The organism is Chryseobacterium sp. 7 (assembly GCF_003663845.1).
Lineage (GTDB): Bacteria > Bacteroidota > Bacteroidia > Flavobacteriales > Weeksellaceae > Chryseobacterium.
The window spans coordinates 2761389-2788134 of sequence record NZ_RCCA01000001.1 but is presented as its reverse complement, the minus strand read 5'-3'; the positions used below and the strand labels follow the sequence as shown (position 1 = coordinate 2788134).

Below are 26746 nucleotides of genomic sequence, written 5' to 3'. Positions count from 1 at the left end.
GTCATGGTCGGAAGAAATTTCCGACCATTTTTTATGTTTTAAGTTTTGAAGACTTTTGCAGGATCCCCCCCGCAAATATTATTAGAATTGCGGTAATCATATCCCGAAGTTCCATAGCGATGCGTCTTTTAGCTGTTTTATATCCTAAATTGTTTACTTTTTTGTAAATCAAGAGCAGCATAGAAGCAATCATTGTCATGTAGAGCATTACTTCAATTCCGTTTTTATTGAGCGAAACAAGATGGCTTAAATTCAACTCTTGTTTCATAAATCTGAAGAATACCTCAATATCCCATCTTTTACGGTAATAATCCGATATTTCTTTGGCAGAAAGTTCAAATTCGTTGGTTATGAACCAAAATTCTTTAGCTGTTTTTTCATTTTTGATAACGATCAACCGAAAATATGTTTCTACTTTTTCTTCACGATGATGAATATTTCCCCGTTTGTTTTGGATGGGTTTTCCGGTGTAAAGCTTCACTTTGCTGTCTTTAATAACTCCCCAATCATCCCATTTTATTGGGGGTTCTGTTTTAATAAAAGATTCAATCTCTTCATATTTCCTGTTTTCTTTGGAACGGATAATAAATTTCAGAAGCTTTTCTTCAAAATCTTTCATCGTTCTTGTAGACTGGATCCCTCTGTCTATGATATAAATATTATCATGATGATCTTCTTTTTTCACCTGGTTCAGAACAGCCTGGGCAAGAGCATTATCTTCTGTTGAGTATTTTTGCCCCGTAAAAACATCTACCGCTGATGGCAAAATTCCGTCAAATGAAAAACTGAATTTCACTAATTTTTTTCCACTTTTCTGATCAATTCCTTCTTTAAGCTTGTTACATGTATCAGCTACAATGGTACTGTCAACTCTGATTAAGTTGTATTTTTCGATTTCTGTCTTGGAATAAAGTTCCGAAAATCTTTCGTACATCTGTTCGTAGATTTCTAGGAAATAATTGGAATCAATTTTTGAAAGCCTCTCAGAAATTGAACTCCTTCGAATCTTTTCCTCTTCCCCTAAGCCAAATAACGCTTTGAATCCACTGCTATTAAAAGTATCTTCGAGTGTTCTTTGACTTAATTTTTCATTATCAAATATGCAATACAAAAGCAGGTAGAATATTTTTCTTCCATGCAAAACTTTACTATAATAATCCACTTTTGTACTTGCGGAAAGGTGACTTAAAAGTGCTTCGGGAATAAATTCTAAAACATCTTTAAGTGATATTTTGTGATCTTTAAAAACTGACATAAACAATTGATTATCAGCAATAAAGATACAAAAAATGAAAAAATGAAACAATAAAACAAATTAAATAGTTGATAATCAATTAATTACAATAATAATATTGAATATCTAAAAACAAAAAGTCGGAAGAAAAAATCTTCCGACCATGACTAGCCCTCGGGCAGCATTTTTTATTGTTGTAAAGATTAAAGACAAATAGGAAGCAAAGGACACTTTGTTGGTAAAGTTGTCCAGTAAGCACATTCGTTTTCATTAGCACAGCTCACGGCACAGCAGATCTGTCCAACACCTCCTCCCTGTATTGTTTTTAAAGTTTTTCTTGTCAGTTTTTTAGATGCAATTGATTTTTTCATGGTTAAATATTTATTAAAGTGCATTAAAAATACATATTAAATTGCAAAAAAAAAATGAAATAATTTCAATGTTAGTGAATTATTTGTGTTTGTGTATTCTTATAATATTTGAATATCATTAAATTTTTCCACTCCAAATTTATCCTGAAATTTTTTGAGATAAAAGCTTTTACGCATCTTAAAATCATGCTTCAGTAAAGGGGAATCAATTTTAATTACGATACACTTATTTTCAATATTGACGCTTCTTATTTCCTTAAAAAGGCTTTCATCAAGATATTCTTCAAGGAAATCTTTAATGTCAAAAGCAATAAGTTTGTGCTCAAAGCCATAAATTCTGGCAAAAGATTTGACCAGTTCAGAGGATTGATATTCACGTTTTTTCTTCTTCATAGTGGGGGAGTGGGTTTCGGGATGCGTGATTCAGGATGGAGTTTCGAATGATAAGTTAAGATAAAAAATACTATAATTTGGAGAAATAGGTTTAAATTTTTTTAAAAAAACTAGACCTCAAAAATGATACTTTCCTCGTTAATTTTTTTACCACACTTTCAGTTCTTTCCCTATGAGTATCTGTAATGAAAATCTGACCGAAGCTTTCTTTATTTACCAGTTCTATCAATTGTGAAACTCTGGTGTCATCAAGTTTATCAAAAATATCGTCAAGCAATAGGATAGGTGTCTTTTGGGTGAGTTCTTTTACAAGACTCATCTGAGCCAGTTTTAAAGAAATCAGGAAAGATTTTTGCTGTCCTTGCGATCCAATCTTCTTGATCAGAACATAATCCATTTCAAAAAGAAGATCATCCTTATGAATTCCTTTTGAAGTATATGTCAGCATGCGGTCTCTTTCAAGGCTTTCTTTTAAAAGATTTTCAAAAGTATCTTCCAGTAAATGAGATTCGTAAATAACAGAGACGGTTTCTTTTCCACCGGAAATGATCTGATAGAAGTTTTGAACAATTGGGTTGAGCTGCTCTACAAACTCTTTTCTTTTCTTAAAAATTTTTGTCCCGAATCTGGTGATTGGATCATCATAGATTTCCAGTGAATCTTTATCCCAGGTTCTGTTTTTGGCAAAGTATTTCAGTAAAGCATTTCGCTGCTGAATGGTTTTCTGATACTGGATAAGATCAAAAAGATATTCAGAATCTGTTTGTGAAATCATAGCATCCAAAAACTTACGTCTGCTTTCTCCTGAATCCGAAATAAGATTAGAATCATAAGGAGAAATCATGACACTTGGGAGATAACCGATATGATCTGCAAGCCTGTCGTAGCTTTTATCATTCTTTTTGATCACTTTTTTAGCCTCTTTAGGCTGGGTGATTCTGATGATATCTTCACTGTCCTCATTCTGAATTTCAGCATCAATCGTAAAAAAATCTTCTTCCTGTTTAATGTTGTTAAAGTCAGTATTTCCTAAAAAGCTTTTTCCTACCGATAAATAATGTAATGCATCCAGAATATTGGTTTTTCCCACACCGTTATTGCCCACAAAACAGTTAATTTGAGGGGAAAATTCAAATTTTTTCTCAGAGTGGTTTTTGAAATTGTAGAGGGAAAGCTTTTTGATAATCATTCGTCAAAAATACTCCATTATTAGTAAAAATAAAAAAGGAAGTGCCGAACAAGTTTCAACCCCGAATGAATAATAAGCGTCATCTCTTTTATTATCAGAGAAATAGATAAGAATATAAGTTACAATGCTGGCCATAAAAAAAGCTATGGTGTAAGATAAATCCAGGTAAAAGATCCCAATGATATTACTGATAAAAACAAGGGCATATGCAATGTATTTGGTATTATCTACGCCTATCAGCATAGGAAAGGTTTTTACTGTATCACTGTTCATATCCCGGATATCAAAAGGAAGAACAAGAGCCGTGATGAAGAAAAAGCTGATCAGAAAAATAGGTACGCTGAATTCCGGAAGCGTCAGCCAGCAGTTTACCAATGCCCACACCAATCCTACATAAAAAACTTTAAGCAAAGGGATTTTACGGATATAAATATCAAGAAAAAAGCTATTGTAAAGGAGTCCTAATATTACAATAATAAACCATTTCAGAAGCCTTATTTCATTATGATTATGAATGATTAAAAAAGCACAAGCAATTCCTGCAAGTGCATTGATGACCACTATTTTGAAAAAATGCCTGGTATATTGATACTTAGTATACAGATAACCACTGAAATAAGTGATGAAAATAAGTGCAACAGTAGGGAAACGGAATGTGTTTTGCTCTTTCATGAAAAATACTGCAAAAAGAGTTCCCATAAGAGAGACATAAATCTGGCTGTCTATGACAGTTTTTTTCAGTATTTTTAAGATGTTCATTTATCAAAATTAATATATATGAAAAGATTTTCCAAGATTTTTCTGCTTTTGCTTGTAATGCTGAGCTTTTCAACGGTATCCGCACAGAAATATTATGATACCCAATGGAAAAAAGTGGCCGAAAACAGTACAAAAGGAGCTTATAAATCTAATCTTCCCATTATTTTAGACATACAAAAACAAGCCATGAAAGAAAATAATGCGTTCGAGCTGATCCGATCTCTGAAAGCGGAATTCAGTATTGTAAACCAAACTGTGGATGATGATCAGAATGATGCCGCTTCTCAGTTTTTCAAGAAACTTAAAGATGCGGAAAGCAAAATAAACGGAGAAGGGAAATTGGTATACAAAGTCCTGTTGAATGGTTTTTTCATGGATTATTACAATCAGAATTCATGGAAAATAAACGGAAGAACCAATATCAATTCTCAGGATGTTTCACAGATTGAAACCTGGAGTAAGCTTGATTTCAAAAATTATCTGACGAAAAATTTCCAAGAGCTTGATCAGGAGAAGCCTGAAATGAAAAAGATCTCTCTGGAAAAGTATAAGAATATCTTTTCAGAAACGGGAGATATGGCTTATTTCCCTACATTATCAGATTGGTATGCTGTGAAGAAAATAGCATTTTTATCTGAAAATAATATTTTTACCAAGAATGAACTGACGGCCAACCGCACAGCAATCAATGCAATTTATGATGAACTGATTGCACAGAACAGCGGGAATGCAAAACTGTATTTCATGAAAGAGAAGATTACGGAAAACTGTAATTTCAATCATTGTAAAGATAAGCTTCAACAGCTTCAGAATCTCTTGAAATCTGATGTGCAGGGAGATTATAAAGTGATGATCATGGGAGATGTTATGGATGAACTTACCAATCAGAAGAAACCTAAGGAAGCTCTTGCGCTGGCTGCACAGGCTAAAAGCGAATATCCAAAATCTCTTTTCCTTGAAAATATTAAAAGCAAAGAAGCTCAGATTGTTAATCCGTATCTTAACTTAAAATACGAATCCCAGACTCAGAATAATCTGCCGATTCATTTTGTGGCAGAATATCAGAATGTATCAGAATTTACCCTGAATATATATGAAGTGAAAGAAGATTTTACATCCCTTCTTCAATATGTTCAGAATTCTTACTCCAATAGTTTTGGGAAACTAAAAAAGAATCTGGTTAGGAAAGAAACATTCCAGCTTCCGGATCCAAAAGATTATCAGAATCATAAAACTTCTCTGGAGGTGAAACCGCTTCCTTCCGGAGTATATGTGGCAGAATTTTCTGTTGCAGGAGCAGATATGAAAGATACAGATTCCAGACAGAATTTTCACTTTCTGGTTTCAGGAAATAGGATCATTTATCAGTCCAAAACAGACAGAAATCCTCTTTCTGACGAGCTGAAATTGGTAAACAGCGAAAATGGAAAACCTTTGGTTAACGAAGGTCTTAGATTTTATGAATTTGTTTCCAACAATACATTAAATAAAATTGAAGGAACTACCAATGCGAACGGTGTATTTAAGTTTCCTGCCACAGAAAGTAAAGAATATTACAGAACATTCCTGATTCAACAGCCTAAAACCAATGATTTTCAAATCATGCAGGTATACGGTAACAGAGGATCTGTTGAAGATTATAACCCTAACAAACAGACCCGTTCAACGGCTCAGATTTTCATTGACAGAGGAATCTATCGTCCCGGTCAAACGGTTTATTTTAAGGTTATTAATACCAGAATGGATAAAGAAGTTGAAGCGGCTCTTTCTGGTTTAAAACAAAAAATCACGTTATTGGATACCAATAGTGAAGAGGTTTCTTCACAGGAATTCACCACCAATGAATTCGGTTCTTATCACGGAAGTTTTATTCTTCCGAAAGGAAAATTAAACGGTAATTTCTATCTGAGAATAGATGGGGAAAGCCAGGGATATAAGAATTTCAGGGTAGAAGAATACAAAAGACCAAAGTTTGAAGTAACCTTTGATCCTGTAAAAGATGAATATAAATATGGTCAGACTATTGATTTAAAAGGGAAAGCCGTCATGTTTTCCGGTGTTCCGCTAAGCAATACGACTGTAAATTATGAAATCAAAAAACAAAATATCAGATGGAGATATTTCAGCTGGTATCCGCAGAATGATGATAATGAAAATTCTATTCTGGGCGAAGCAAAAACCAATGAAAAAGGAGAGTTTATCATTCATTTGGAACTTAAAAAAGATGAAAAGCTGGAAGGAATCCAGATTGATAATTATGCGATCAATGCTTCTGTTACAGATATCAATGGAGAAACACAAACTGCCAATACACAATTAAAAGTAGCTTCAGTTTCTCACTACATTCAGGCAGAAAACATCAGCAATATTTTCACAGATGAAAATGTGGAAGTGAAGGTAGAAACCAAGAATTACAACGATCAGAATCTTAAGAAATCCTATCATGTTAAGTTGTCAAAACTGAAAGCTCCTGATAGGATTTTCAGAGATAATTTCAAATCTGATGTTCAGAATCTGCCAAAATATTCAAAAGAAGAATTTATCAGCAAATTCCCACACGATCTTTTTGATAAAAATGACGAGATCAAAAACTGGAAAACCGAGAAAGTATTGATTGAAAGACAACAGCAGCCATCCGCTGATAATTCTAAGCTTGACCTTGGAAAACTGGAAACGGGAGATTATCAGTTGGAGCTTTTCAATATGGAAGGAAAAGATACGATCAAAACTTCACAGTATTTCAGCGTTTGGGATAAAACAGTTTTAAAACCAAATCAGAAAACATTCCTTACAGTAATCGCTCCGAAAGAAGAATTGTCGAGAGGAGAAAAAGTAAAAGTTTATATTTTCTCAGCAGTTCCCGATGCTTTAATCAATGTTTTTGTACAGGACGGGTCTGGAAAAACGGTTTCAGAAGTTCATCAGATGAAAAAAGGAATATTAGAATATACTGCTGAAATTCCCAAAGATAAAAGTGTATCAGATCTGAACCTTCAGTTTCAGCTGGTAGCATTCAATGATGTGAATACAGAATCTGTTTCCTTAAAAATAAAAGACACAGAAAAGCCTTTAAAAATCGAAACAGTAACCTTCAGAGATAAACTGGAGCCAAATGCTAAAGAAAAATGGACGGTAAAAGTAACCGGAAATGACAAAGAAAAGATCAATGCAGAGGTATTGGCCAATATGTATGATCTGTCTCTGGATCAGTTTGCCGTAAATAATTTTAGTTGGAGAAAACTGTACACACCATTTATCATCGTTACTTCTTATGCGGTCAGAAATTATTTGCAGCAGCAAAATTATCAGAAAAGATTGAAATATTTTCAGGATAGATATATTGCTGTTCCGCAGTTTAACTGGTTTGATGGCGACTTTTTGTACACATTGCAGGGACGGGCAGCCGCAGTGATGGTTGAAAGTAATATGGCTCCACCATCACCAATTGCAGGAGCAAGATTTAAAACTGCCAGAGCATCTGTGGCAAAAGAAGTTGTGGATAATGCAGCGATAGACATAATGGCACCTGATGCAGACGGAGTGATAGATCAGGATGATAAACCAAAAGAACTGGATAAAGTAGCTGTTCGTCAAAACCTGAATGAAACAGCATTCTTCTATCCGGATCTGAAAACCGATGCAGAAGGAAATGTAAGCTTCGAGTTCACTTCTCCGGAAGCACTGACAAAATGGAAATTAATGTTCCTTGCACATACTCAGGATGCAAGAGCAGCTACCTTGGAAAAAGAAGTGGTCACTCAGAAAGAATTCTCAGTAACGCCAAACTATCCGAGATTCCTGAGAGAAGGTGACGAACTGAATCTGCAGTCGAAACTGTCAAACCTTACCGATAAAAAGCTTAATGGTTCTGCCGAATTACAGATTCTGGATGCCTTTACCAATGAAAATATATCTTCGAAATTCGGAATCACTTCGGGTACACAAAACTTCAGCCTGAATGAAAACGGAAGCAACGCATTGACATGGAATTTGAAAGTTCCGGAAAATGTTTCTTCCATTATTTTTAAAATAGTTGCCAAAGCAGGAGCTTATTCCGATGGAGAACAGCAGGCAGTAGCCGTATTGCCGAACAGAATGCTGGTGACAGATGCTGTTCCTGTTTTTGTGAAAGAAGGTGAAACCAAGACTTTTGTACTGGATAATCTTAAAAACAATACATCCACAACAGCTTCTAATGTTTCTAATACGCTGGAACTGACAACCAATCCTATCTGGGAAATTATGTTTGCCCTTCCAAGTCTGAAAAATGATCAGAATAGCTCTGCGGATGTGATCTTTAATAAATGGTTTGCAGACGTGCTGGCTTCAGAAATATTCAAAGCCAATCCGAAAATGAAAACGGTTTTTGAAGAATATCAGAGCAAAGGATTATTGAATTCAAATCTTGAAAAAAATCAGGAATTAAAACAATTGTTGTTGGAAGAAACTCCTTGGGTATTGGAAAGTAAAAATGAAGGCGAACAGATGCAGAAGCTGGCATTATTATTTGATGCAAATACAATGAAAAATTCTATCAGTCAGGATTGGGATGATTTCAAAAAGCTGCAGAATCCTGATGGCGGATTCTCGTGGTATCCTGGTTATCCAAGTTCTTACGGAACGTCATTGTATATTCTTAAAAACTTAGGAAAAATCAATTCATGGTTAAAAGATAATGTGAAAGACTACCAAAGTTCAGAACAGAAAACGATTGTAGCAAAATTGATTCAGTATGTAGACAATGAGGTGAGCAAATATTTCGATGTGAAGAAAGGAAATGTCTGGAACAACTGGGCAATAGATTATCTTGATACCAGAAATTACTGGGAACAGCAATATCCTTTAAAAGGAAAAGGAGCTACGCTGAAAACATTGGTAAAACAAAAAGCAAAAACTGCAAAAATCACGGACTTTACATTCTTCGGGCTTCACCGCGCAGCTTTATTGATGAACGATTATGGTCTGAAAAATGTGTCTTCTAAATTAATGACTTATCTTAAAGAAACTTCTACAGATACTAAAACCCAAGGTGTCTATTGGAAGCAAAACCTAAATGATTGGGGATGGTTTGGCTCAAAAGTAGTTAACCATGCCGGAGCATTGGAAGCTTTCAATAAGTTGCAATCTAACGACCAAAACTTTATTGAAGACATAAAAATCTGGCTGGTAACTCAAAAAGAGGTTAACTCATGGGGAAGCTCAAGAGGGACAGCAGAAGTAATCTTCACGATTTTAAATTCAGGAAAATCCTGGACAGGAGCTGAAAGTGATAAAGCTGCAATCATTTGGGGTGGAAAAGAATTAGCTCCTCAGACACAAGCTACAGGCTACATTAAATCAACGGTGAAACCAGAAGCTGTAGATCAGAACTTAGCAACCGTAACTGTTACCAAACCTGGTCCCGGAATTATTCAGGGAGGATTATTCTGGCAATATTATGAAGACCTTGATAAAATCAAATCTTCTGAAAATTATATCTCTGTAATAAAAGAACTTTACAAAAAAGTGAAAACTGTAAATGGAGAGGAGCTTCAGAAAATTTCTTCAGAAACACCACTGAAAGTAGGAGATAAAGTAACGGTAAGAATGATTCTGAATACAGACAGAGCCATGGAATTCATTCATATTAAAGATATGCGTGCTGCAGGATTTGAGCCGATAGATATACTTTCAGGATATCAATGGAAAAATAACCTTGGATATTATCAGTCAACCAAAGATGCCTCTACGAATTTCTATATTCAATACATGCCGAAAGGAAAATATGTCTTTGAATATGATGTAGTAGCCAATGCATCCGGTAAATTCTCCAACGGAATTACAACAATGCAGAATTATTATGCCCCGCAGATGAATGCTCATACAAAGGGAAGTAATGTTGCCATTTCAGAATAAATGATAAACAAAAAACTGTAGTAATTTTTTTACTGCAGTTTTTTTTTGTTGAAAGATTTCAAATACAAATAGAATTAAATCAAAAAATCAAACAAATGTTTAATTTTGGAATGGTTTTTGGAATTAAGGTAGTATCAATTAAAAAAATAATTAAAAGATGAAATTTTCTAAAACTTTAATCACAGGATTAGTATTAATGGCTGGAGTAAATGCTTTCGCACAAAAGAAAGCAGAAAAGTTTGAAAAACTACAGATTGAAATGTTCCCAAAAGCAAAAGAAGGTTATAAACAAGTATATATTCAGCTTCCTGTAGCCAAAAACGAAAACGATTTAAAAGTTGAACTTTTTGTAGGCGCTGAGAAAATGGTAGATTGTAACAACTATTTCCTGATGGGAGAAATAAAAACTCAGGATCTTCAGGGATGGGGATACAACTATTATGAAGTAGAATCTAAAGGCGAAACAGCCGGAACACTGATGGGATGTCCAGGCCAAAAACAGACTAAGAAGTTTGTTACCTTAAAACCTGAAACGGTAAGATACAACAGTAAGCTTCCACTAGTATTCTACGTACCAAAAGACATTGAAGTTCGTTATAGAATTTTACGTCCTGATGCTGGTATGAAACAAGCGGTTCAAAGATAAATCAGCTTATTATAATGATAAACGGGAAACTCCTCACAGCAGCGTGGGGAGTTTCATTTTTTTATTTACAGAAGGAAAGATGATTTACCACCATCTTTGCTAAGTAGAATACCTTTACGAAAGCATTTATCTCTCTTCTAATAAATACTTTGTGAACTTAGCGGTATTTTTCCAAGGCCTATCCGCCCAGGCAGGAATTAGCCTCCAAAATTCAAAATAAAATATACAGCATGTTTTTACATAAAATATTGTTTTAACCCTTTATTTACTCGAAAAAGTACAATGAAAATGCCGTGAAAAAAGTAGAGTTAAATATTTTTTCAAAATTTTTTAAGTTTTAATTAACATTTAAACACTTTGGGCAAAACTATATTTTATAAGGCTTTATAATTAAACGTATTTTAAACTTGCTTTAAATTCACTACATTGTAGAATTATCTTTAAGTATTTTATCTTTTTTTGCATTATATTTGTTATAAACATAAACCATGAAAAACAATTTATTGATTTTTACGTTTAGTTTTTTTGCTTTCCCTGCTTTTGGCTGGGCACAGTCTGCGCCGGATTTTAAAGAACTTCTGGATAGTGCTATGGTTCGGGACTCGAACCTCAAAATGCAGATTACCCAAAACAAACTTACCGATCTTGATGAACACAAACTGAAAGACATCTTTCTTCCAACTCTGGAATTGAGCGGTAAAGCCGGCTATCTTAACGGAACAGCAAGACTGACGTCACCGGAATTCAATCTGGCTCCCTTTATCAATATTCCGGAAGGGGCTTTCAACAATAATTTCAATGTTTCAGGATTTTCAGGTATTGCCAAGGCAGATGCCAAGATGCTTCTGTACTCAGGAGGAAAGGTAAAATACATGAAAAAGGCGGTGGAAGAAAAGAAAAAGTCTGAAGATATTCTTCTGGAGAAAACAAAAGATGAGGTTATAGCCACTATTTCTAAAGCATACGATCAACTGGCTTTGATTCATCAGTCTAAAAAAGTGTTGGATGAAAGTAAAAAAAGACTTGATATTAATAGAAAAACAGCAGATAAAGCTCTTGGTTATGGTTTAATCACTCCTTATGATCATAAGAAAATCGAACTGGCTCAGGCGACTTTAGATGCCAAGATGGTAGAATATGAAGGAAAAAAAGAATTGCTTCTTACCCAGCTTTATATTTTAACCGGAATTCAAAGAGAAAGGCTCAAAATGATTGATCCGGTGCTATCTCCGGTAGAATTGCTGGCTGCAGAAAAAGGAATAGAGCAGAGAGCTGAAATCCGCGCTCTGGAGCATGGAATAAGTGCCGCAGATTATAAAATAAAAGCAGAAAGAACGTGGATGATTCCTAAAGTACAATTGATGGCTTCCGCTTATTATATCGGTTTGTATGGTAACAGAATAAAGTCCTCAGAAAATGTTATTCCTGCAGTTCCAATTCTTGGATATGAAGGGAAAAAGCTGGATTGGAGACCCAATAATATCAACGTATTTCCTTTAATTACGGCAGGAGTTGGTTTTAAATGGGAAATTTTTGACGGGAAAGAAGGAAAACATGCAGAAGAAACCGCCAAAGTAGGAAAAGAAGTGCTACAGAATCAGAAAGAAGATGCTCTGAAAAAACTGACACTGAATTTGGCCAATAATCAAACCAATTATGATATTGCTTCCGCACAGATTATCTTGAAAGCTAAAGAAAAAGAATTGGCTAAGAATGCGCTGGTACAGGCAGAAAAAGAATTCAGATATGGTATGAGCAAATCTTCCCAGCTTATTGATGCAGAAAATGATCTTGAAGCTTCAGAACTGGAATATCAGAATGCCATTTTCAACCAAAGAAGAGCGGGAATAGAACTCATGAGGTCTACCCAGGAGCTGGATATCACCAAATTTTATTTAATCCCTTAAAAATTTAAATGATGCATAAAAATATATCTATACTCTTCGCTGCTCTGTTTTTACTGGGGAGCTGTGACAAAAAAAATGAAAAAATCAAAGAACCTGAAGGAAAAACTAAAAAGGATGTAATCTCTTTTGCTCCTAAAGTTACCGGAAGAATTCTGAAAATATATGTTTCCGAAGGTCAGACCGTGAAAAAAGGAGATACGCTGGCTCAGCTTGATGTCCCTGAGGTTTCTGCAAAAATTGCACAGGCGCAAGGTGCAGTGAATGCTGCTTCAGCTCAGGAGCAGATGGCTAAAAACGGAGCTACAGCCGATCAGCTGAGACAGCTTCAGGCCAAATATAAGGGACTCAAAGAACAATATGAATTTGCCCAGAAATCTTACAAAAGAGCTAACAATATGTTCCGAGACAGCTTAATGTCACCACAGGCTCATGATGAAATCTATGCAAAACTACAAGGAGCAAAAGCCCAGTATGATGCTGTAGTAGCAGAACTGGATGATGTAAACAGAGGAACCCGCGTCGAAAAAATAGAAATGGCAGCAGGGCAGGCTTCACAGGCAAAAGGAGCTTTGCAGGAAGCCAATGTAGCCTATTCCGAAAGATATATCATTGCCACCAATGACATGGAAATAGAAACCATCAGCTTAAATACGGGTGAATTGGCAACAGCTGGTTTTGCTTTGTTCAACGGATATATTCCGGAAAGTACTTATTTCAGATTTACCATCCCGGAAAGTGCCATTTCAAAATACAAAAAAGGGCAGGAGGTGACCATGCAGGTGGTGTATAACAAAGAAAACCTGACAGGAAATATTGTATACATCAAACAGCTTACAAAGTATGCAGATATCACAACAGCTTACCCTGACTATCAGCTGCAGGATGCGATTTACGAGATCAAAGTAAAGCCCAAAGACATGAATAAGGCTAAAAGTATTTTAGTCAATGCCAACGTAATCCTGAAATAAATTGAAAAGAAGGGATGGAGCTTGTATTGAGCTTCATTTTGTTCTTCAACACATAAAAATATACAGATGAAAGAATTTTTCCGTCTTTTGAAACGTGAGTTCAAACTTTTTATTGGCAATTCTACCTTAAGAACAGTGTTCTTTTTGGCACCGGTTTTCTATGCGACTTTGCTGGGGTTTGTCTACAAAAGCGGAAAAGTTGAAAATACGCCTGTATTGGTCGTGGATAGAGATAATACACCTTTGTCCAATCAATTGACGGAAATGCTGTCTGATAATAAAAGCATTAAAATTATCAGATATCTGCAGGAACCTCTGAGCATCAAAGATGAGGTGATCAGACATGAAGCAGCAGCTGTGGTGATTATTCCATCAAGATTTGAAGGAGATATGCTTCAGAAAAAATATCCTGAACTGAATGTTTATATCAATACAGGAAATGTTTTAACGGCGAATTTTGCTTCCAAAGCACTTCAGCTCACCATAGGAACATTTTCTGCCGGAGCTTCCATTAAAGCCCTTCAAAAAGCAGGAATGCCCGCTGCAAAAGCTGCTACACAATATGAACCTTTCAAAGCCAATTATATTACCCTTTTTAATACTACCGGAAACTATCTGATTTTTATGTGGCCTGCGATGCTGGCTGTGGTATTACAACAGGTAATTCTGTTGGCAATGGCAGTAAGTTTTGCCGCCGAATTTGAAAGAGGATCTTTCGTAAAAGAATACCTGAAAATGAAAAAATGGGCTTTCCCAACCATGCTGATAAAAGTGATTCCAATCTGGGTATTTTCTATTCTTATTGTAGGTGTTTACTACTTTATGCATATGATTTTCAGGGTTCCGATGCCGGAAGGGATTCTTAATTTTATTCTTCTGACAGCCGTTTTCGTAGGATCCGTTTCATTTTTAGGGGTATTCATCAGTATTCTGATTCCGGATGCTTTGAAAGCTACACAAATCCTGATGGTTATTGCATCCCCGGCCTTCATTATCAGTGGTTTTACATGGCCTTTGAGTGCAATGCCTGCTTTTGTACAATTTATCGCGAATATTATTCCCTTAACTCCCTTTTTACAGGCTTTCAAAATTTTATTGATTCAAAAAGGGTCTGTAGAACTTACTTTTCCTTATCTGAAACACCTAAGTATCCTTTTAGTAATATACGCTATTATAGGCTGGATTGCTTTGAAGATCAAGCTTTGGTTTATTTTCAAAAAATCAGCGCCACAGGAAATCACTGCTGAGAATACTTCTCAGGAAGAGATTGAGTAGTTTGTTTTTGATTGATTGGGTTGCTGGTTGACAGTTAAATTGTTACTGGTTGCTGGTTTTTCTAGTTGAATGGATATGCTTGTTCGTTATGTTGGTTTTCTGGCTATACTATTGATATGAAGCGATTCGAATAATAGCATAAAAAAATAGCCCAAAAAACAACCATATCACCCAGACTCTACATTCTCATACCCCGAAACTGCGTGATCCCTAAACTCTGGCTTCCCATTCATCCCTACACTTAACCCAAATCCCACAACCATCAACAAATAACTAGCAACTAGCAACCATCAACTAGCAACCATCAACTAATAACCTCTCACCCCCAACACTCAATTTTTTCAACCAACGATAAAATCAAACAAAAAAACTGATATATTTGTCCATAGTAAAATAGAAATTATATGGAAAATGTATTTGATGCAAAAGATGCTCAAAACTATATTGACAGAATCAACAGACTGGTAGAAGATACCCATGGTTTGTGGGGGAAAATGACGGTAGACCAGATGCTGGCACACTGTTCTATTACCTATGAAATGATTTATGAGCCGGAAAAGCACAAAAAGCCGGGAGCTATTGCAAAATTTATATTAAAAACTTTCGTAAAACCTAAAGTAGTGGGGGAAAAAGCTTATCCAAGAGATTCTCCTACCGCTCCACAGTTTTTGATCACTACCAGAAAGAATTTTAATGAAGAAAAAACAAGACTGATTGGTTTTATTCAGAAAACACAGCAGCTGGGCGCGGATGCGTTTGATGGTAAAGAATCTTTTTCTTTCGGAAAGCTGAATGCTCAGGAATGGAACAATATGTTTGCAAAACATCTGAACCACCATCTGGCACAATTCGGCGTTTAAAAATCACACAATATGAAAAAACTTTTATTATTCCTCATTCTTGCTGCCAATTTTGCATTAGGACAGATGCCTGATATCTCGAATACCTGGCTGAATAACAGCAAACCTTATATAGGAACCATTGGAAATAAGGGGCAGGAACTGAAACTGAAGATCAATATTTCTGAACAGAATAAGAAAAATGATCAGGAATATTTCGTTTCAGGATATTCTCTTGTGGACACCAACTATTCAAAATTTGAAGGTAAAATAATCATTTCAAAATATAAAGATTCCAAAAAACAGGGAACCGTCTTTGGTGAATATGAACTTGCAGAAGAAAACAAAGGAAAGCATTCCGGAATTTTCAAAGGTAAGTTTGTCTATAACTTCAAATGGAACAGAAAAACAGAAAAAATAGAAGGTCAGTATATTGAACTTATTGGAGACTGGAAAAGCTATGACGGAACCATAGACTTTAAGACCCATTTAAAAAACCAATAAGTATGCTGAGAAGAATTTTAGCAGTGTTGGCCGGGCTTATTGTAGGCTCTATTTGTATTGCCGGAGTAGAAAATATTGGACATTATCTGTATCCTCCTCCTGCAGAAGTAGGCGCCGGAGATATGAATGCACTGAAAATCTACGTGAGTGAAGCTCCTTTTATGGCTCTGTTTTTTATTATTCTGGCGTATGCTTTGGCAGCAGTTGCTTCCGGATTTACAGCATCAAAAATTTCAAATAACGGAAAAAATACAGCAGCATTAATCTGTGGAATTGTTTTTCTACTGATAACCATCTACATGATGGTTTCTCTGCCTACTCCCATCTGGTTTTGGATTTTGGGAATCCTTGTTTGGGGACTGGTTTTCGTAGGGCATCAACTCGCTTTAAAAACAAAAAAAATATGAAATTAGGAGCTTTTTCAATCAGCTTAAGTGTAAAAGATCTTCAGAAATCTAAAGACTTTTATGAGAAGCTTGGGTTTACAACCATGGCAGGAACAGCAGAAAGTAATTATCTGATCATGAAAAACGGTTCTACATTGATAGGACTCTTTCAGGCAATGTTTGATGGAAATATGCTTACTTTCAATCCCGGATGGGACGAAAATGCACAGAATCTTGAATCTTTTGACGATGTGCGTGAAATTCAGAGAAAATTAAAAGAAAGTGGAATAGAAATCGGAAAAGAAGCCGATGAAACCACTTCAGGACCTGAACATATTTACCTGAAAGATCCTGATGGAAATATGATTCTTATAGATCAGCACAGATAATAATTAAAATACATAGATGATGAAAATATTTAAAAGAATTATACTATTTTTAGCCGCATTGTTAATCATTCTGTTAGTGGTTGCTGCGTTTATTTCAGGAGACTGCAAGTATGAAAAAACAATTTCGATCAATGCCCCGGTAGATAAAGTATGGCAAAATACCAATTCCCTCAAAGCAATGGATCAGTGGAGCCCATGGAATGATCTTGATCCTAATATGAAAAAGGATTGGACTGGTACAGCAGGGCAGCCTGGAGAAAAAGTTTGCTGGGACAGTAAAAACAAAAATGCAGGAAAAGGTTGTCAGGAGTTGAAAAAAGTAGATGAAGCAGGTAAAAGAGTAGACACAGAACTTAAATTTCTTACTCCATATGAAAGTGAAGCAAACGCTTATGTAACAGTAGTACCGGAAGGAAACGGAAGCAAGGCAACGTGGGGATTTACCTCGCAGATTCCTTATCCGTTTACTCTGATGAAGCTGTTTATGAATATGGAAGACGCAGTAGGAAAAGACTATCAAAAGGGACTTTCAAGGTTAAAAACTTTATCTGAAAAACCTCAATAAAAAATACAAATTAAACTTAAAAAAACAAGACAATTATGGCAACAGTAAACGTTTACCTTACATTCAACGGAAATTGCAAAGAAGCATTCGACTTTTATAAATCTGTTTTCGGGGGAGAATATCCTTACATCGGAACATTTGGAGAAATGCCTCCAATGGAAGGAAAAGAAGCATCTGAAGAAGACAAAGACAAGATTATGCACGTTTCACTTCCAATCTCTAAAGAAACCATTCTAATGGGAAGTGATACAGGAGGTGAGTGGTCTTCCAACTTCAAGGCTGGAAATAACTTCTCTATTTCTGTAAATGCAGAATCTAAAGAAGAAGCAGACAAATTATTCGGAGGTCTTTCTGCAGGAGGACAGGTAACAATGCCAATGGCAGATACTTTCTGGGGAGCTTATTTCGGAATGTTTTCGGATAAATTCGGAATCAACTGGATGGTAAATTATGATGATCCTGCCAAAATGCAGCAGCACCCATAAGATTTATATTTTGTATTCGAAATATAGTTAAAACTTACCGGCAGTTAGATTGCCGGTTTTTTATTTGCTCTATATTTGCATCCCGGAAATTTTTAAATTTGATGAGAGAAAAGATCAGTCATCATCAATTAAAAAATATTTTTTAAACATAAAAAAACATAAAAAATGAAATTTACAATTGAAAACATTAAAGCAGAACATCAAAAAGTAAAAAGCGGAGCCGATTTTCCTCAATACATTCAGGCTATAAAAGCGCTGGGGGTTTCTCATTACAAAGCTTACGTTTCAGACGGAAATACCGAATATTTTAATAGTGAGAACGAATCCGTTCAGACAGGACAGAAATATGATACCCTTACTGTTTCTGATACTTTAAACCTTGAAAACTTTAAAGCAAGATTGAAGCTTCATCAACAGGGTGGTACAGATTATATGACCTTCTGTAACGATTGCGCTGAAAACGGAATCAAAGGCTGGGCTATGGATCTTCATGCAATGACCTGTACTTACTTCGATCAAAATGAAAACGATGTACTGACAGAACAGGTTCCTGGATAATATTTTAGAGAAAACCGGATGGAAAATTTCATCCGGTTTTCTTTCCATCATGTGATAAAATATTGTTTGCTATTATTGATTTAAAATATTAATTTTGTTAAAAACGATAGATAATAGTAATTAATAAGCATGAGAAAGGTTTTTACGAAGTTGGCATTCACAGTATTAGGTTTGGGATCCATTTTGACATTTGCTCAAAAAAACGATCTGGGAGCATGGTATATGTATTTTGGAAATAACAAAATCAGTAAAAAATTAAACTGGCACAATGAAATTCAGTACCGTAATTTCGATGCCGTTGGAGATCTGGAACAGTTACTGATCCGTACAGGGATCGGGTATGATCTTACCGAAAACAACAACAATGTTTTATTGGGATACGGTTTCATTCTAAGCCAGCCTTATGTGAACGGAGAGAAAAAAGAAAATATAGAACACCGAATTTTTCAGCAGTATATTACCAAGCAGAGATTTGGACGTTTCTATCTTCAGCACCGTTACCGTTTGGAAGAACGTTTTCTGCAGGATGACTTTAGAATGAGATTCCGGTATATGCTGGGATTGAACATTCCGATTACCCAAAAAGAAATGCTGCCGAAAACCCTTTACGCTTCAGTATATAATGAAATTTTTCTGCACTTCGACAGTCCTGTTTTTGACAGAAACAGAGTTTATGGAGCTTTAGGATATGTCATTAACAAAAATATGAGGATTGAAGCCGGGTATATGAACCAGATTCAGGAGAACAGAAACCGCGGACAGATCCAGATTGGTTTTTATAATAATATTCCATTTACAAAAAACTAACCAGAACCGATGCCGAATGCCCTGAGGAAAACCATTATTTGAAAATTAAAAATAATAAACACCATAAAAAAATAAACACCTATGCATTCAGGAAAAAGATTTGGAGCCCGCGAGTTCATTATGTGGACCAGACGGAGTATTTATGCGCTGCTTGTATTAGCAGCTATTCCTACAACCCTGTATTTTTTTGGCTGGAAATTTCTCTCCGTTCCCTGGCAGCCCATCGCCATCATGGGAACAGCAGTTGCTTTTATTGTCGGATTTAAAAACAATGCCAGCTACAGCAGACTCTGGGAAGCCAGACAGATCTATGGAGCTATTATCAATGACAGCCGCAGTTTTGGATACATTCTTAGAGATGCCCTGCTTTCTAAAGATCCGGGTAAAGTAAAAGAAATGTTTCTTCGTCATTATGCCTGGCTTACAGCTTTGAGGTTTCAGCTTCGTGAACCAAGAGTATGGGAAAATATGGGGACAGATCAGTTTGATGAATATGCTAAAAAATATGACATTCCGGAGAGGCTTACCAAATTGGATGATGAATTAAAAAAATACCTTTCTGAATCTGAACTTCAATATATTTTAAGCAAAAAAAACAGAGCAACACAATTGATGGCGAAACAGAGCCAGGCATTGTCTGAAGCTTATGAAAAGGGAGAACTTAATGATTTTCAATGGACACAAATCAATCAGCAATTGGTGAAGTTTACCGATGATCAGGGGAAAGCTGAAAGAATTAAAAACTTTCCGTACCCAAGAAACTTTTCTTCAATTACCACTTATCTTTTGCTTTTATTCATCGTTTTTGTGCCTTTCGGATTGTTGAAAGAACTTGATAAATTAGGAGACGGAACCATAGTTGAAGGCTGGACATTATGGTTTAATATTCCGTTTTCTTTACTCGTAACATGGTGTTTTCACACCTTAGACAGTGTAGGTGAAGCTTCCGTAAACCCATTTGAAGGAAGTCCTAACGATGTTCCGATCACTCAGATCAGCCGAACCATAGAAATTGATATGAGAGATATGCTGGATGAATCTGATCTTCCGCCAGCTATCACGCCGAAGAATAATATTGTGCTTTAATTCAACTAATAAGTGCTTGAAATTAGAGGATAAATTAAACCTATAAGGTTTGGAAAAGTTTGGATAGTAATAAAATGATTATCCGGAAATAGAAAATAACACTTAAAAAACTTACTTAAAATGATTCACAGCTATGTTATAATATCGATTGCAGTACTGCTGTCTGTGATGATATTGGTAATGATCGGCCAGAAACTAAAAGTAGCTTACCCTATATTCCTGGTGATTGCAGGATTGCTGATAAGCTTTATCCCAGGAATGCCGCGTATTGAAATAGAACCGGATCTTGTTTTCCTGATCTTTCTGCCACCTATTTTGTTTGAAGCCGCCTGGTTCACTTCATGGCAGGACTTTCATAAATGGAGAAAACAGATTTTTCAATGGCTTTCGGGCTGGTATTTTTAACCTCCATAGTCGTTGCTTATCTCTCATCTTCCATTATTCCAGGGCTTACTGTAGCTATGGGATTCTTATTAGGAGGTGTAAATTCTCCACCGGATGCGGTGGCGGCTACTTCAGTATTGAAGCACATGAAAATTCCTAAAAAGATCACCAATATTCTGGAAGGAGAAAGTTTGATTAACGATGCATCCAGCTTAATTGTTTTTAAATTTGCTCTTGCAGCGGTTATTTCAGGACAGTTTATCTGGAGAGACGCTGTTCAGGATTTCTTTACCATGGCCATTGGAGGAATTGCCGTAGGAGTCGCAGTAGGCTTTCTGTTTGGAGCTTTGCTGAAAATTATTCCTACCAATTCCAATATAGACACCATTATTACCCTTATTGTACCTTACATCATGTATGTAGGAGCAGAGCATTTTCATTTTTCAGGAGTACTGGCCGTAGTGGCCGGAGGCTTGCTGATGTCCTACAATTCTCATTGTTATCTAAGTCATACCTCAAGGATACAATCCGGAAATGTATGGAGTGTTCTGATATTTTTGATGAATACCATCATCTTTATCCTGATTGGCCTTGAACTTCCTATTGTAGTGGAAGGAATGAAAGAATACACTATTTCAGAAGGTATTTTCTACAGTGTAGTGATTGGTGGAGCGATTATCGGAACAAGAATTCTATACAGTTATGCATTGATGTATTTCCCAAGAGTCTGCTCCAAAGAATTAAGATTAAAAGTTCCTAAACCAGATTGGAGGGAGCCGTTCATCATTAGTTTTGCAGCAATGAGAGGAGTGGTTTCACTGGCTGCAGCTTTGTCTATTCCTGCTTTTTTACCCAACGGAGAAGCATTTCCACACAGAAATATTATTTTATTTGTTACTTTCGTTATCATATTAATTACGTTGGTAGGGCAGGGATTATTGCTGAGCCCGATCTTGAAATTGTTAAATATTCAGGATGCGGGAAGTGAGCTGCCGGAAGAAAAACAGGAAGTAATTCTTATGCGTAAGCTGAAAGAAACAGCTTTGCACAAACTGGATAATGATTTTTCTGAATTAGCCGTAACAAACAGTCTGGTGCGCCATCAAAAACATAAACTGGAAAATGAAATGATGCTAATGGCGGATAAAGCCCAATGTATGGCTTCCACAGGAGATTATGTTTCGGCAATTAATGAAAATAAAGATGTCCTTCGACAGATCATTCAGGCACAGAGAAATGAACTGCATAGAATGAAAAAAGAAAAGATATTTGATGATCACGTGATGAGAACCATTGAAATGCAGCTGGATTTTGATGAAGCCAAGATCACTGGTTTTTCACATGGGTAATTAAGATTAAATAACGACAAAAGCCACAAAAGTTTTTTCTTTTGTGGCTTTTGTCGTTAAATAGTATAGGCAAAATGTTTAATTTTAAACCTGTTAAATTTATACTATGATCACACCAATCACTGTTCAGTACAAAATAAATGCTCCGGCCGAAAAAGTCTGGAAAGCATTAACCGATAAAAATGAAATGAAATCCTGGTATTTTGATATTCAGGATTTTGTATTGGAAACCGGGAAAGAATTTAATTTCTATGAACCCGGAGGCGCAAATAAATACCATCATCACGGTGAGATTTTAGAAATAATCCCGAATCAGAAGTTGAAACACACATGGTCTTATCCTGATTTTTCAACACTTAAGACAATTGTAACCTGGGAATTACAGTCTGAAGATGGAAAGACTTTAGTAAAATTAACCCATGATGACATTGAAAATTTCAAAGACTTAGGAGCAGGGTTTTCAAGAGAAAACTTTACAGAAGGCTGGAACACTATTATAGGACAAAGTTTAAAAGAATATTTAGAAAAGTAAACGATGATTACATTACAACCTTTTACAGAAGAAGATGCTCTACAGCTTATTTCAAAGATAAAAGACGAAAGAATGCTCCTTCAGTTTGCCGGACCTGTATACCGCTTTCCTCTCACAGAAGAACAACTGGAAACGGATCTGTATGATGAAAAAAGAACCTTATTTAAAATTACAGATCAAACCGGAACTGCAATTGGTCATGCCCAGATTTTTCTAAAAGAAAAAACATTCCTGTTGGGAAGAATCCTGATCTGGGATGAAAACAACAGAGGGAAAGGATATGGTAAGAAAGTAATGCAGGAACTTTTGAAATATGGTTTCAGTCATTTTGATAAAGAAACTGCAGAACTGAACGTCTACGACTGGAATACCGGAGCCATTGAATGCTACAGGAAAGTAGGTTTCATTTTTGATCCGGACGTTAAAAGCGAAGCAAAAATTGATCAGGAAACATGGGTTTCACTCAATATGAAAATCCATAAAAATACTTTTGAATTGCAATAATTATGACACAGTTTACTGCACTTCGTCCTATTTTCTGGACAGAAAACCTGGATGAGACTATAGCATTTTATATGAATATTCTCGGATTTACCCTCATGGGCAGGAATGATGACTGGCAGTGGGCTTCCCTTCGAAAAGACGAAGTATACATTATGCTCTCTCAGCCTAATGAGCATGAAAACAATACTTCCATTGGATTTTCCGGGTCATTTTATTTCAATGTAGATAAAGTGGATGATCTTTGGGAAGACCTTAAAACAAAAGCCAAAGTCTGCTATGAAATAGAAACTTTCGAATGGGGAATGAGAGAATTTGCCATCTATGATAACAACGGTTACATATTACAATTTGGTGAACCCGTAGATAATATTGGCAATACGGAATAAAATTTGCTATTTTTGGAGAAATATTTAGAAATTAAATGAAAAAAAGTATAATAGTAGGTTTCGCAGCGATTTTATTATTGGCGTCTTGTAATAAGGATAAAGAGATTCTTAATACATTAAACACTTATAATACTTCAATGGAGGCAAAGGGATACCATTTCGGAGATAAGCTTGAGCTTCCGAAAGAGGTAACAGAAAATGCAGAAAGCGTAACCATCAGCTTTGGAGATAAAGAAACAACGAACTTAACAATTGATCCCAAATTTTTTACTTTGGGTGACAACGCTGTTACATTCAACATCAAAACTAAAGGCGGTGAAGTCCTGAATCAGGATGCTACCATCAATGTATTTGCAAAAAATCCGGAAAAAAATCTTGCTTACCAAATTGTAGCAGAATATCCGCATGATCCTAAAAACTTTGTACAGGGATTCCAGATTGAAGGAAATACAATTTATGAAAGTGACGGGCAGAACGGATCTTCTCAGATTTTAAAATACACGCTTGGAACAACCACTCCGCTTGCCTCTACAAAACAGGCTCAGGAAGATTTTTCGGAAGGAAGTACCATCGTTGGAGATAAAGTGTATCAGCTGACATGGCAGAGTAAAAAAGGATATATCTATGATAAAAGTTCTTTAAAACTGTTGTCAGAATTCCCTTATCCTAATGTATTGGGAGAAGGCTGGGGATTAACCTATGACGGGAAAAACTTAATTGCTTCTGACGGAAGTAAGCTTCTCTATTTTCTTGATGTAAACAACCCTTCAAAACTGATCAAATATATTGCAGTGGCAGGAAGTTCTCAGGCATATGACCAATTGAATGAGCTTGAGTTCCATAACGGATTTATTTACGCCAACGTATGGCAAAAACCGATTATTTTAAAGATCAACCCGGCCAACGGAGAAGTAGTAGGAACTTTTGATTTTACTGAAATTGCAAAACAGAACACCAAAGGAAGTGATGACGTCCTGAACGGGATTGCTTTCAAAGGCGATAATATGCTTGTAACAGGTAAAAACTGGTCAAAAATTTATGAAGTTCAGATCAAGTAATCAGATTGACGAATAAAATAACTGAGTAGCGTTCCTTTGGGAGCGCTATTTTCGTTGTAAGGACTAAAATTTAGTATTTTTGAGGCATGATTAATACCTTTATTAAGCGAAATATTAACGTTGGTTTTGCTGCATTTCTTTTACTTGCTTCTTGCAGCAACAATGAAAAAATGCTCGATTCTTTGGCAGATTATAATAATGCAAAAGAAGAAAAAGGCTATCATTTCGGAGATAAAATCAAACTGCCGAAAGAAATTACAGGAAATACAGAAAGCATTGCAGTTAGCCTTGGAGATAAAGAAACTACAGATTTAACGATTGATCCGAAGTTTTTTACTTTGGGAGATAACAATGTCATCTTTATTATCAAAACAAAAGGTGGTGAAGTCCTGAATCAGGATGCTACCATCAATGTATTCTCAAAAATCAAAGAACAGGATATTCCTTATAAAATAGTAGCTGATTATCCCCACGATCCAAAAAACTTCATTGAGGGCTTTGTAGTAGAAGGAAATACAGTATACGAAAGTGATGGGATGGAAAATACATCCCAACTGATAAAATATACTCTAGGATCATCCGTACCAAAAATTGTTGCAAAGCAGCCCGCTGAGATTTTCTCTGAAGGCTGTACAATCGTAGGAGATAAAATCTATCAGCTGACTTACCGAAATAAGCTCGGTTTTATTTACGATAAAAACACGTTAAAGAAAATATCAGAATTCCCTTTGCCCAATATCATCGGAGAAGGATGGGGGCTTACTTATGACGGGAAAAATCTGATTGCTACAGATGGTACAAAAAATCTCTATTTTCTGGATGTTGATAATCCGTCAAAAGTAGTGAAGACTGTCTGTGTAGCCGGAAGCAAAAATATTTATGATCAGCTTAATGAGCTGGAATACCACAATGGCTTTATCTATGCAAATGTTTGGCATAAACCTGTTATCCTAAAGATTAATCCCAAAACCGGAGACGTAGCAGGGAAGTTTGATTTTACCCAGCTCACAAAAGAGAATAGCCGTGGTGACGGCGAACATGTTTTGAATGGAATTGCCTTTAAAGGTGAAAATATGCTCGTAACAGGAAAAAACTGGCCGAAAATTTATGAAGTTTCTTTTCAATAAACTGAACGATGCTTCCATGGTTGAAATTGGGGAAAACCGTTCTTTTTTTAACAGTAATGTGGTCTCGGTTTTGATGGGTATAAAAGAAGATCTTACCGGATTTAATCCTCTTTTGGATGAAATTATTTTTCAGTATCTTGACCCCATTAAAAAAGCAGAGTGAAGTTTTTAAACATACTATTTTTTCTCCTTTTCTGTACGGCTCCGGCGCAGAATATTATTCCTTTAGATACCTTGAAACTCAAGGAAGCTAAGGATATGCTTGCCGATGACTACGGAAACCTGTATATCTATAAAAACAAAGATTTTAGTTTTACCAAATACGATTCTTTAGGAAAACAGATTGGGAAAATGATGCTTACTGTTCCTTATAAAGTACAGACCGTACAAAATCCTCTGAATGTCCCTTTATTTTCTGAAAATGCTCAGGAAATGAAGTTTATAGATCAGAATATGAATGAAATTCAAAGACTTGATTTTAAGCAAAAATTTGGTTTCATCAAAATGGCCTATGCCGAAGATCTGCAGCAGCTGTGGCTTCTGGAGGACAGTACGAAACGTCTGATCCAATACAATTTCAGAAATGATACCACCATCAATTCATATCCTTTTGATATCAGTTTTGAAGACCTGATGGATATGCTGGTGTATGAAAATAAGGTCTATATTCTAACAAGAAAACACATCAGAATTTACAGCCTGAAATTTGAGAAACTGTTTGAAGCTCCTTTGGATAACGGGAAAAGGTTTAGAAGAGAAAATGATGCCATTCTTGTGGTGGCCAATAATTTCATTTCACAATACATTCCTGAAAAAGGGATGACGACTGTTTTCGAAGATCAGGATGCACAAATTGTGGATAAAAATATGCTTTCTTATTTTGAAATCAAGGGCAACAAACTCTATCTTTACAGCCTTGAAAAAGTAAAGAAAGCCAAACAGCAAAAACAGCTCGAAGCTCAGCCGGAATCCCTACAGCAGCCTACGGAAAATCCCGTAGAAAAAACAAAAGAGAAACCCAATGAGACTACAGCAGAAAAAACTTCAGACAATACATTACAGAAATTGATTGAAGAGGTTTCCGAAGTTCAGACTGACAGGCTGGAAAAACTTATCAATTAATCACTAAATACAAGGAAAAAGAATATTT

At 35.8% G+C, this 26746-nt stretch carries 26 protein-coding genes and 1 pseudogene; 22 read left to right on the top strand and 5 right to left on the bottom strand.

What is annotated here, in order from left to right; all coding sequences use genetic code 11:
* Positions 1 to 31: 31 nt before the first annotated feature.
* The 5 genes from CLU97_RS12935 to CLU97_RS12915 all read right to left on the bottom strand — a co-directional run bounded on the left by CLU97_RS12935 (position 32) and on the right by CLU97_RS12915 (position 3946).
* Complete coding sequence (locus tag CLU97_RS12935; RefSeq protein ID WP_121488294.1) at positions 32 to 1255, bottom strand: IS4 family transposase; 1224 nt, start codon at positions 1253 to 1255, stop codon at positions 32 to 34.
* 182 nt (positions 1256 to 1437) lie between these two features.
* On the bottom strand, positions 1438 to 1605 hold the full coding sequence (locus CLU97_RS23700; RefSeq protein WP_157885754.1) for a hypothetical protein: 168 nt from the start codon (positions 1603 to 1605) through the stop codon (positions 1438 to 1440).
* Between the two features lie 99 nt (positions 1606 to 1704).
* Complete coding sequence (locus CLU97_RS12925) at positions 1705 to 1998, bottom strand: hypothetical protein (protein WP_121488292.1); 294 nt, start codon at positions 1996 to 1998, stop codon at positions 1705 to 1707.
* A gap of 91 nt (positions 1999 to 2089) precedes the next feature.
* Positions 2090 to 3187: a DNA replication/repair protein RecF gene (gene recF, locus CLU97_RS12920; RefSeq protein WP_121488291.1), complete on the bottom strand. Its 1098-nt coding sequence runs from the start codon at positions 3185 to 3187 to the stop codon at positions 2090 to 2092.
* A 3-nt stretch (positions 3188 to 3190) separates the two neighbouring features.
* The gene (locus CLU97_RS12915; protein WP_121488290.1) at positions 3191 to 3946 is read right to left on the bottom strand and encodes a hypothetical protein; all 756 of its coding nucleotides are present in this window, start codon (positions 3944 to 3946) and stop codon (positions 3191 to 3193) included.
* 18 nt (positions 3947 to 3964) lie between these two features.
* Between CLU97_RS12915 and CLU97_RS12910 the strand changes: the two genes are divergently transcribed.
* The 22 genes and pseudogenes from CLU97_RS12910 (at position 3965) to CLU97_RS12805 (ending at position 26718) form a co-directional block, all read left to right on the top strand.
* Entirely contained in the window at positions 3965 to 9841 is a 5877-nt protein-coding gene (locus CLU97_RS12910; protein ID WP_121488289.1) for an alpha-2-macroglobulin family protein, read from the top strand.
* 157 nt (positions 9842 to 9998) lie between these two features.
* Entirely contained in the window at positions 9999 to 10487 is a 489-nt protein-coding gene (gene eco / locus CLU97_RS12905; protein WP_121488288.1) for a serine protease inhibitor ecotin, read from the top strand.
* Positions 10488 to 10975: 488 nt separating this feature from the next.
* The gene (locus tag CLU97_RS12900) at positions 10976 to 12394 is read left to right on the top strand and encodes a TolC family protein (RefSeq protein ID WP_121488287.1); all 1419 of its coding nucleotides are present in this window, start codon (positions 10976 to 10978) and stop codon (positions 12392 to 12394) included.
* An 11-nt stretch (positions 12395 to 12405) separates the two neighbouring features.
* Complete coding sequence (locus CLU97_RS12895; protein ID WP_121488286.1) at positions 12406 to 13362, top strand: HlyD family secretion protein; 957 nt, start codon at positions 12406 to 12408, stop codon at positions 13360 to 13362.
* Positions 13363 to 13428: 66 nt separating this feature from the next.
* Positions 13429 to 14637, top strand: a complete 1209-nt coding sequence (locus tag CLU97_RS12890) for an ABC transporter permease (protein WP_121488285.1) — start codon at positions 13429 to 13431, stop codon at positions 14635 to 14637.
* A gap of 404 nt (positions 14638 to 15041) precedes the next feature.
* Positions 15042 to 15497 carry a DUF1569 domain-containing protein gene (locus CLU97_RS12885; RefSeq protein WP_121488284.1) on the top strand — a complete coding sequence of 152 codons (456 nt, stop codon included), beginning with the start codon at positions 15042 to 15044 and terminating at the stop codon, positions 15495 to 15497.
* A 12-nt stretch (positions 15498 to 15509) separates the two neighbouring features.
* Complete coding sequence (locus CLU97_RS12880; protein ID WP_121488283.1) at positions 15510 to 15980, top strand: hypothetical protein; 471 nt, start codon at positions 15510 to 15512, stop codon at positions 15978 to 15980.
* A 2-nt stretch (positions 15981 to 15982) separates the two neighbouring features.
* A complete protein-coding gene (locus CLU97_RS12875; RefSeq protein WP_121488282.1) occupies positions 15983 to 16387 on the top strand; it encodes a hypothetical protein in 405 nt (134 codons plus the stop codon).
* Positions 16384 to 16755, top strand: coding sequence for a VOC family protein (locus CLU97_RS12870; protein ID WP_121488281.1), 372 nt, complete (start codon positions 16384 to 16386; stop codon positions 16753 to 16755). Before CLU97_RS12875 ends, CLU97_RS12870 begins: the two co-directional genes overlap by 4 nt.
* A 16-nt stretch (positions 16756 to 16771) precedes the next feature.
* Positions 16772 to 17320, top strand: a complete 549-nt coding sequence (locus tag CLU97_RS12865; protein ID WP_228437689.1) for an SRPBCC family protein — start codon at positions 16772 to 16774, stop codon at positions 17318 to 17320.
* Positions 17321 to 17355: 35 nt separating this feature from the next.
* Positions 17356 to 17805 (top strand): VOC family protein, encoded by a 450-nt coding sequence (locus tag CLU97_RS12860; protein ID WP_121488280.1) that lies wholly within the window; start codon positions 17356 to 17358, stop codon positions 17803 to 17805.
* A gap of 165 nt (positions 17806 to 17970) precedes the next feature.
* Positions 17971 to 18363 (top strand): DUF1398 domain-containing protein, encoded by a 393-nt coding sequence (locus tag CLU97_RS12855; protein WP_121488279.1) that lies wholly within the window; start codon positions 17971 to 17973, stop codon positions 18361 to 18363.
* A 129-nt stretch (positions 18364 to 18492) separates the two neighbouring features.
* On the top strand, positions 18493 to 19170 hold the full coding sequence (locus CLU97_RS12850; RefSeq protein WP_121488278.1) for a DUF2490 domain-containing protein: 678 nt from the start codon (positions 18493 to 18495) through the stop codon (positions 19168 to 19170).
* An 81-nt stretch (positions 19171 to 19251) separates the two neighbouring features.
* Positions 19252 to 20256 carry a bestrophin family protein gene (locus tag CLU97_RS12845; RefSeq protein WP_121488277.1) on the top strand — a complete coding sequence of 335 codons (1005 nt, stop codon included), beginning with the start codon at positions 19252 to 19254 and terminating at the stop codon, positions 20254 to 20256.
* A 120-nt stretch (positions 20257 to 20376) separates the two neighbouring features.
* Positions 20377 to 21989: pseudogene (locus tag CLU97_RS12840) on the top strand (Na+/H+ antiporter).
* A gap of 106 nt (positions 21990 to 22095) precedes the next feature.
* Positions 22096 to 22521 carry an SRPBCC family protein gene (locus CLU97_RS12835; protein WP_121488276.1) on the top strand — a complete coding sequence of 142 codons (426 nt, stop codon included), beginning with the start codon at positions 22096 to 22098 and terminating at the stop codon, positions 22519 to 22521.
* 3 nt (positions 22522 to 22524) lie between these two features.
* Positions 22525 to 23025 carry a GNAT family N-acetyltransferase gene (locus tag CLU97_RS12830; RefSeq protein WP_121488275.1) on the top strand — a complete coding sequence of 167 codons (501 nt, stop codon included), beginning with the start codon at positions 22525 to 22527 and terminating at the stop codon, positions 23023 to 23025.
* Positions 23026 to 23027: 2 nt separating this feature from the next.
* Positions 23028 to 23411, top strand: coding sequence for a VOC family protein (locus CLU97_RS12825; RefSeq protein ID WP_121488274.1), 384 nt, complete (start codon positions 23028 to 23030; stop codon positions 23409 to 23411).
* A gap of 35 nt (positions 23412 to 23446) precedes the next feature.
* A complete protein-coding gene (locus CLU97_RS12820) occupies positions 23447 to 24469 on the top strand; it encodes a glutaminyl-peptide cyclotransferase (protein ID WP_121488273.1) in 1023 nt (340 codons plus the stop codon).
* A 101-nt stretch (positions 24470 to 24570) separates the two neighbouring features.
* Positions 24571 to 25596 carry a glutaminyl-peptide cyclotransferase gene (locus CLU97_RS12815; protein ID WP_121489739.1) on the top strand — a complete coding sequence of 342 codons (1026 nt, stop codon included), beginning with the start codon at positions 24571 to 24573 and terminating at the stop codon, positions 25594 to 25596.
* Positions 25577 to 25759, top strand: coding sequence for a hypothetical protein (locus tag CLU97_RS12810; protein WP_121488272.1), 183 nt, complete (start codon positions 25577 to 25579; stop codon positions 25757 to 25759). Before CLU97_RS12815 ends, CLU97_RS12810 begins: the two co-directional genes overlap by 20 nt.
* Complete coding sequence (locus tag CLU97_RS12805; protein WP_121488271.1) at positions 25756 to 26718, top strand: hypothetical protein; 963 nt, start codon at positions 25756 to 25758, stop codon at positions 26716 to 26718. The genes CLU97_RS12810 and CLU97_RS12805 overlap by 4 nt, the downstream gene beginning before the upstream one ends.
* Positions 26719 to 26746: the final 28 nt, after the last annotated feature.

Coding starts and splice junctions, on each gene's coding strand:
- CLU97_RS12935 (WP_121488294.1), bottom strand. CDS start 1,255: ATGTCAGTTTTTAAAGATCACAAAATATCACTTAAAGATGTTTTAGAA.
- CLU97_RS23700 (WP_157885754.1), bottom strand. CDS start 1,605: ATGAAAAAATCAATTGCATCTAAAAAACTGACAAGAAAAACTTTAAAA.
- CLU97_RS12925 (WP_121488292.1), bottom strand. CDS start 1,998: ATGAAGAAGAAAAAACGTGAATATCAATCCTCTGAACTGGTCAAATCT.
- recF (WP_121488291.1), bottom strand. CDS start 3,187: ATGATTATCAAAAAGCTTTCCCTCTACAATTTCAAAAACCACTCTGAG.
- CLU97_RS12915 (WP_121488290.1), bottom strand. CDS start 3,946: ATGAACATCTTAAAAATACTGAAAAAAACTGTCATAGACAGCCAGATT.
- CLU97_RS12910 (WP_121488289.1), top strand. CDS start 3,965: ATGAAAAGATTTTCCAAGATTTTTCTGCTTTTGCTTGTAATGCTGAGC.
- eco (WP_121488288.1), top strand. CDS start 9,999: ATGAAATTTTCTAAAACTTTAATCACAGGATTAGTATTAATGGCTGGA.
- CLU97_RS12900 (WP_121488287.1), top strand. CDS start 10,976: ATGAAAAACAATTTATTGATTTTTACGTTTAGTTTTTTTGCTTTCCCT.
- CLU97_RS12895 (WP_121488286.1), top strand. CDS start 12,406: ATGCATAAAAATATATCTATACTCTTCGCTGCTCTGTTTTTACTGGGG.
- CLU97_RS12890 (WP_121488285.1), top strand. CDS start 13,429: ATGAAAGAATTTTTCCGTCTTTTGAAACGTGAGTTCAAACTTTTTATT.
- CLU97_RS12885 (WP_121488284.1), top strand. CDS start 15,042: ATGGAAAATGTATTTGATGCAAAAGATGCTCAAAACTATATTGACAGA.
- CLU97_RS12880 (WP_121488283.1), top strand. CDS start 15,510: ATGAAAAAACTTTTATTATTCCTCATTCTTGCTGCCAATTTTGCATTA.
- CLU97_RS12875 (WP_121488282.1), top strand. CDS start 15,983: ATGCTGAGAAGAATTTTAGCAGTGTTGGCCGGGCTTATTGTAGGCTCT.
- CLU97_RS12870 (WP_121488281.1), top strand. CDS start 16,384: ATGAAATTAGGAGCTTTTTCAATCAGCTTAAGTGTAAAAGATCTTCAG.
- CLU97_RS12865 (WP_228437689.1), top strand. CDS start 16,772: ATGATGAAAATATTTAAAAGAATTATACTATTTTTAGCCGCATTGTTA.
- CLU97_RS12860 (WP_121488280.1), top strand. CDS start 17,356: ATGGCAACAGTAAACGTTTACCTTACATTCAACGGAAATTGCAAAGAA.
- CLU97_RS12855 (WP_121488279.1), top strand. CDS start 17,971: ATGAAATTTACAATTGAAAACATTAAAGCAGAACATCAAAAAGTAAAA.
- CLU97_RS12850 (WP_121488278.1), top strand. CDS start 18,493: ATGAGAAAGGTTTTTACGAAGTTGGCATTCACAGTATTAGGTTTGGGA.
- CLU97_RS12845 (WP_121488277.1), top strand. CDS start 19,252: ATGCATTCAGGAAAAAGATTTGGAGCCCGCGAGTTCATTATGTGGACC.
- CLU97_RS12835 (WP_121488276.1), top strand. CDS start 22,096: ATGATCACACCAATCACTGTTCAGTACAAAATAAATGCTCCGGCCGAA.
- CLU97_RS12830 (WP_121488275.1), top strand. CDS start 22,525: ATGATTACATTACAACCTTTTACAGAAGAAGATGCTCTACAGCTTATT.
- CLU97_RS12825 (WP_121488274.1), top strand. CDS start 23,028: ATGACACAGTTTACTGCACTTCGTCCTATTTTCTGGACAGAAAACCTG.
- CLU97_RS12820 (WP_121488273.1), top strand. CDS start 23,447: ATGAAAAAAAGTATAATAGTAGGTTTCGCAGCGATTTTATTATTGGCG.
- CLU97_RS12810 (WP_121488272.1), top strand. CDS start 25,577: ATGAAGTTTCTTTTCAATAAACTGAACGATGCTTCCATGGTTGAAATT.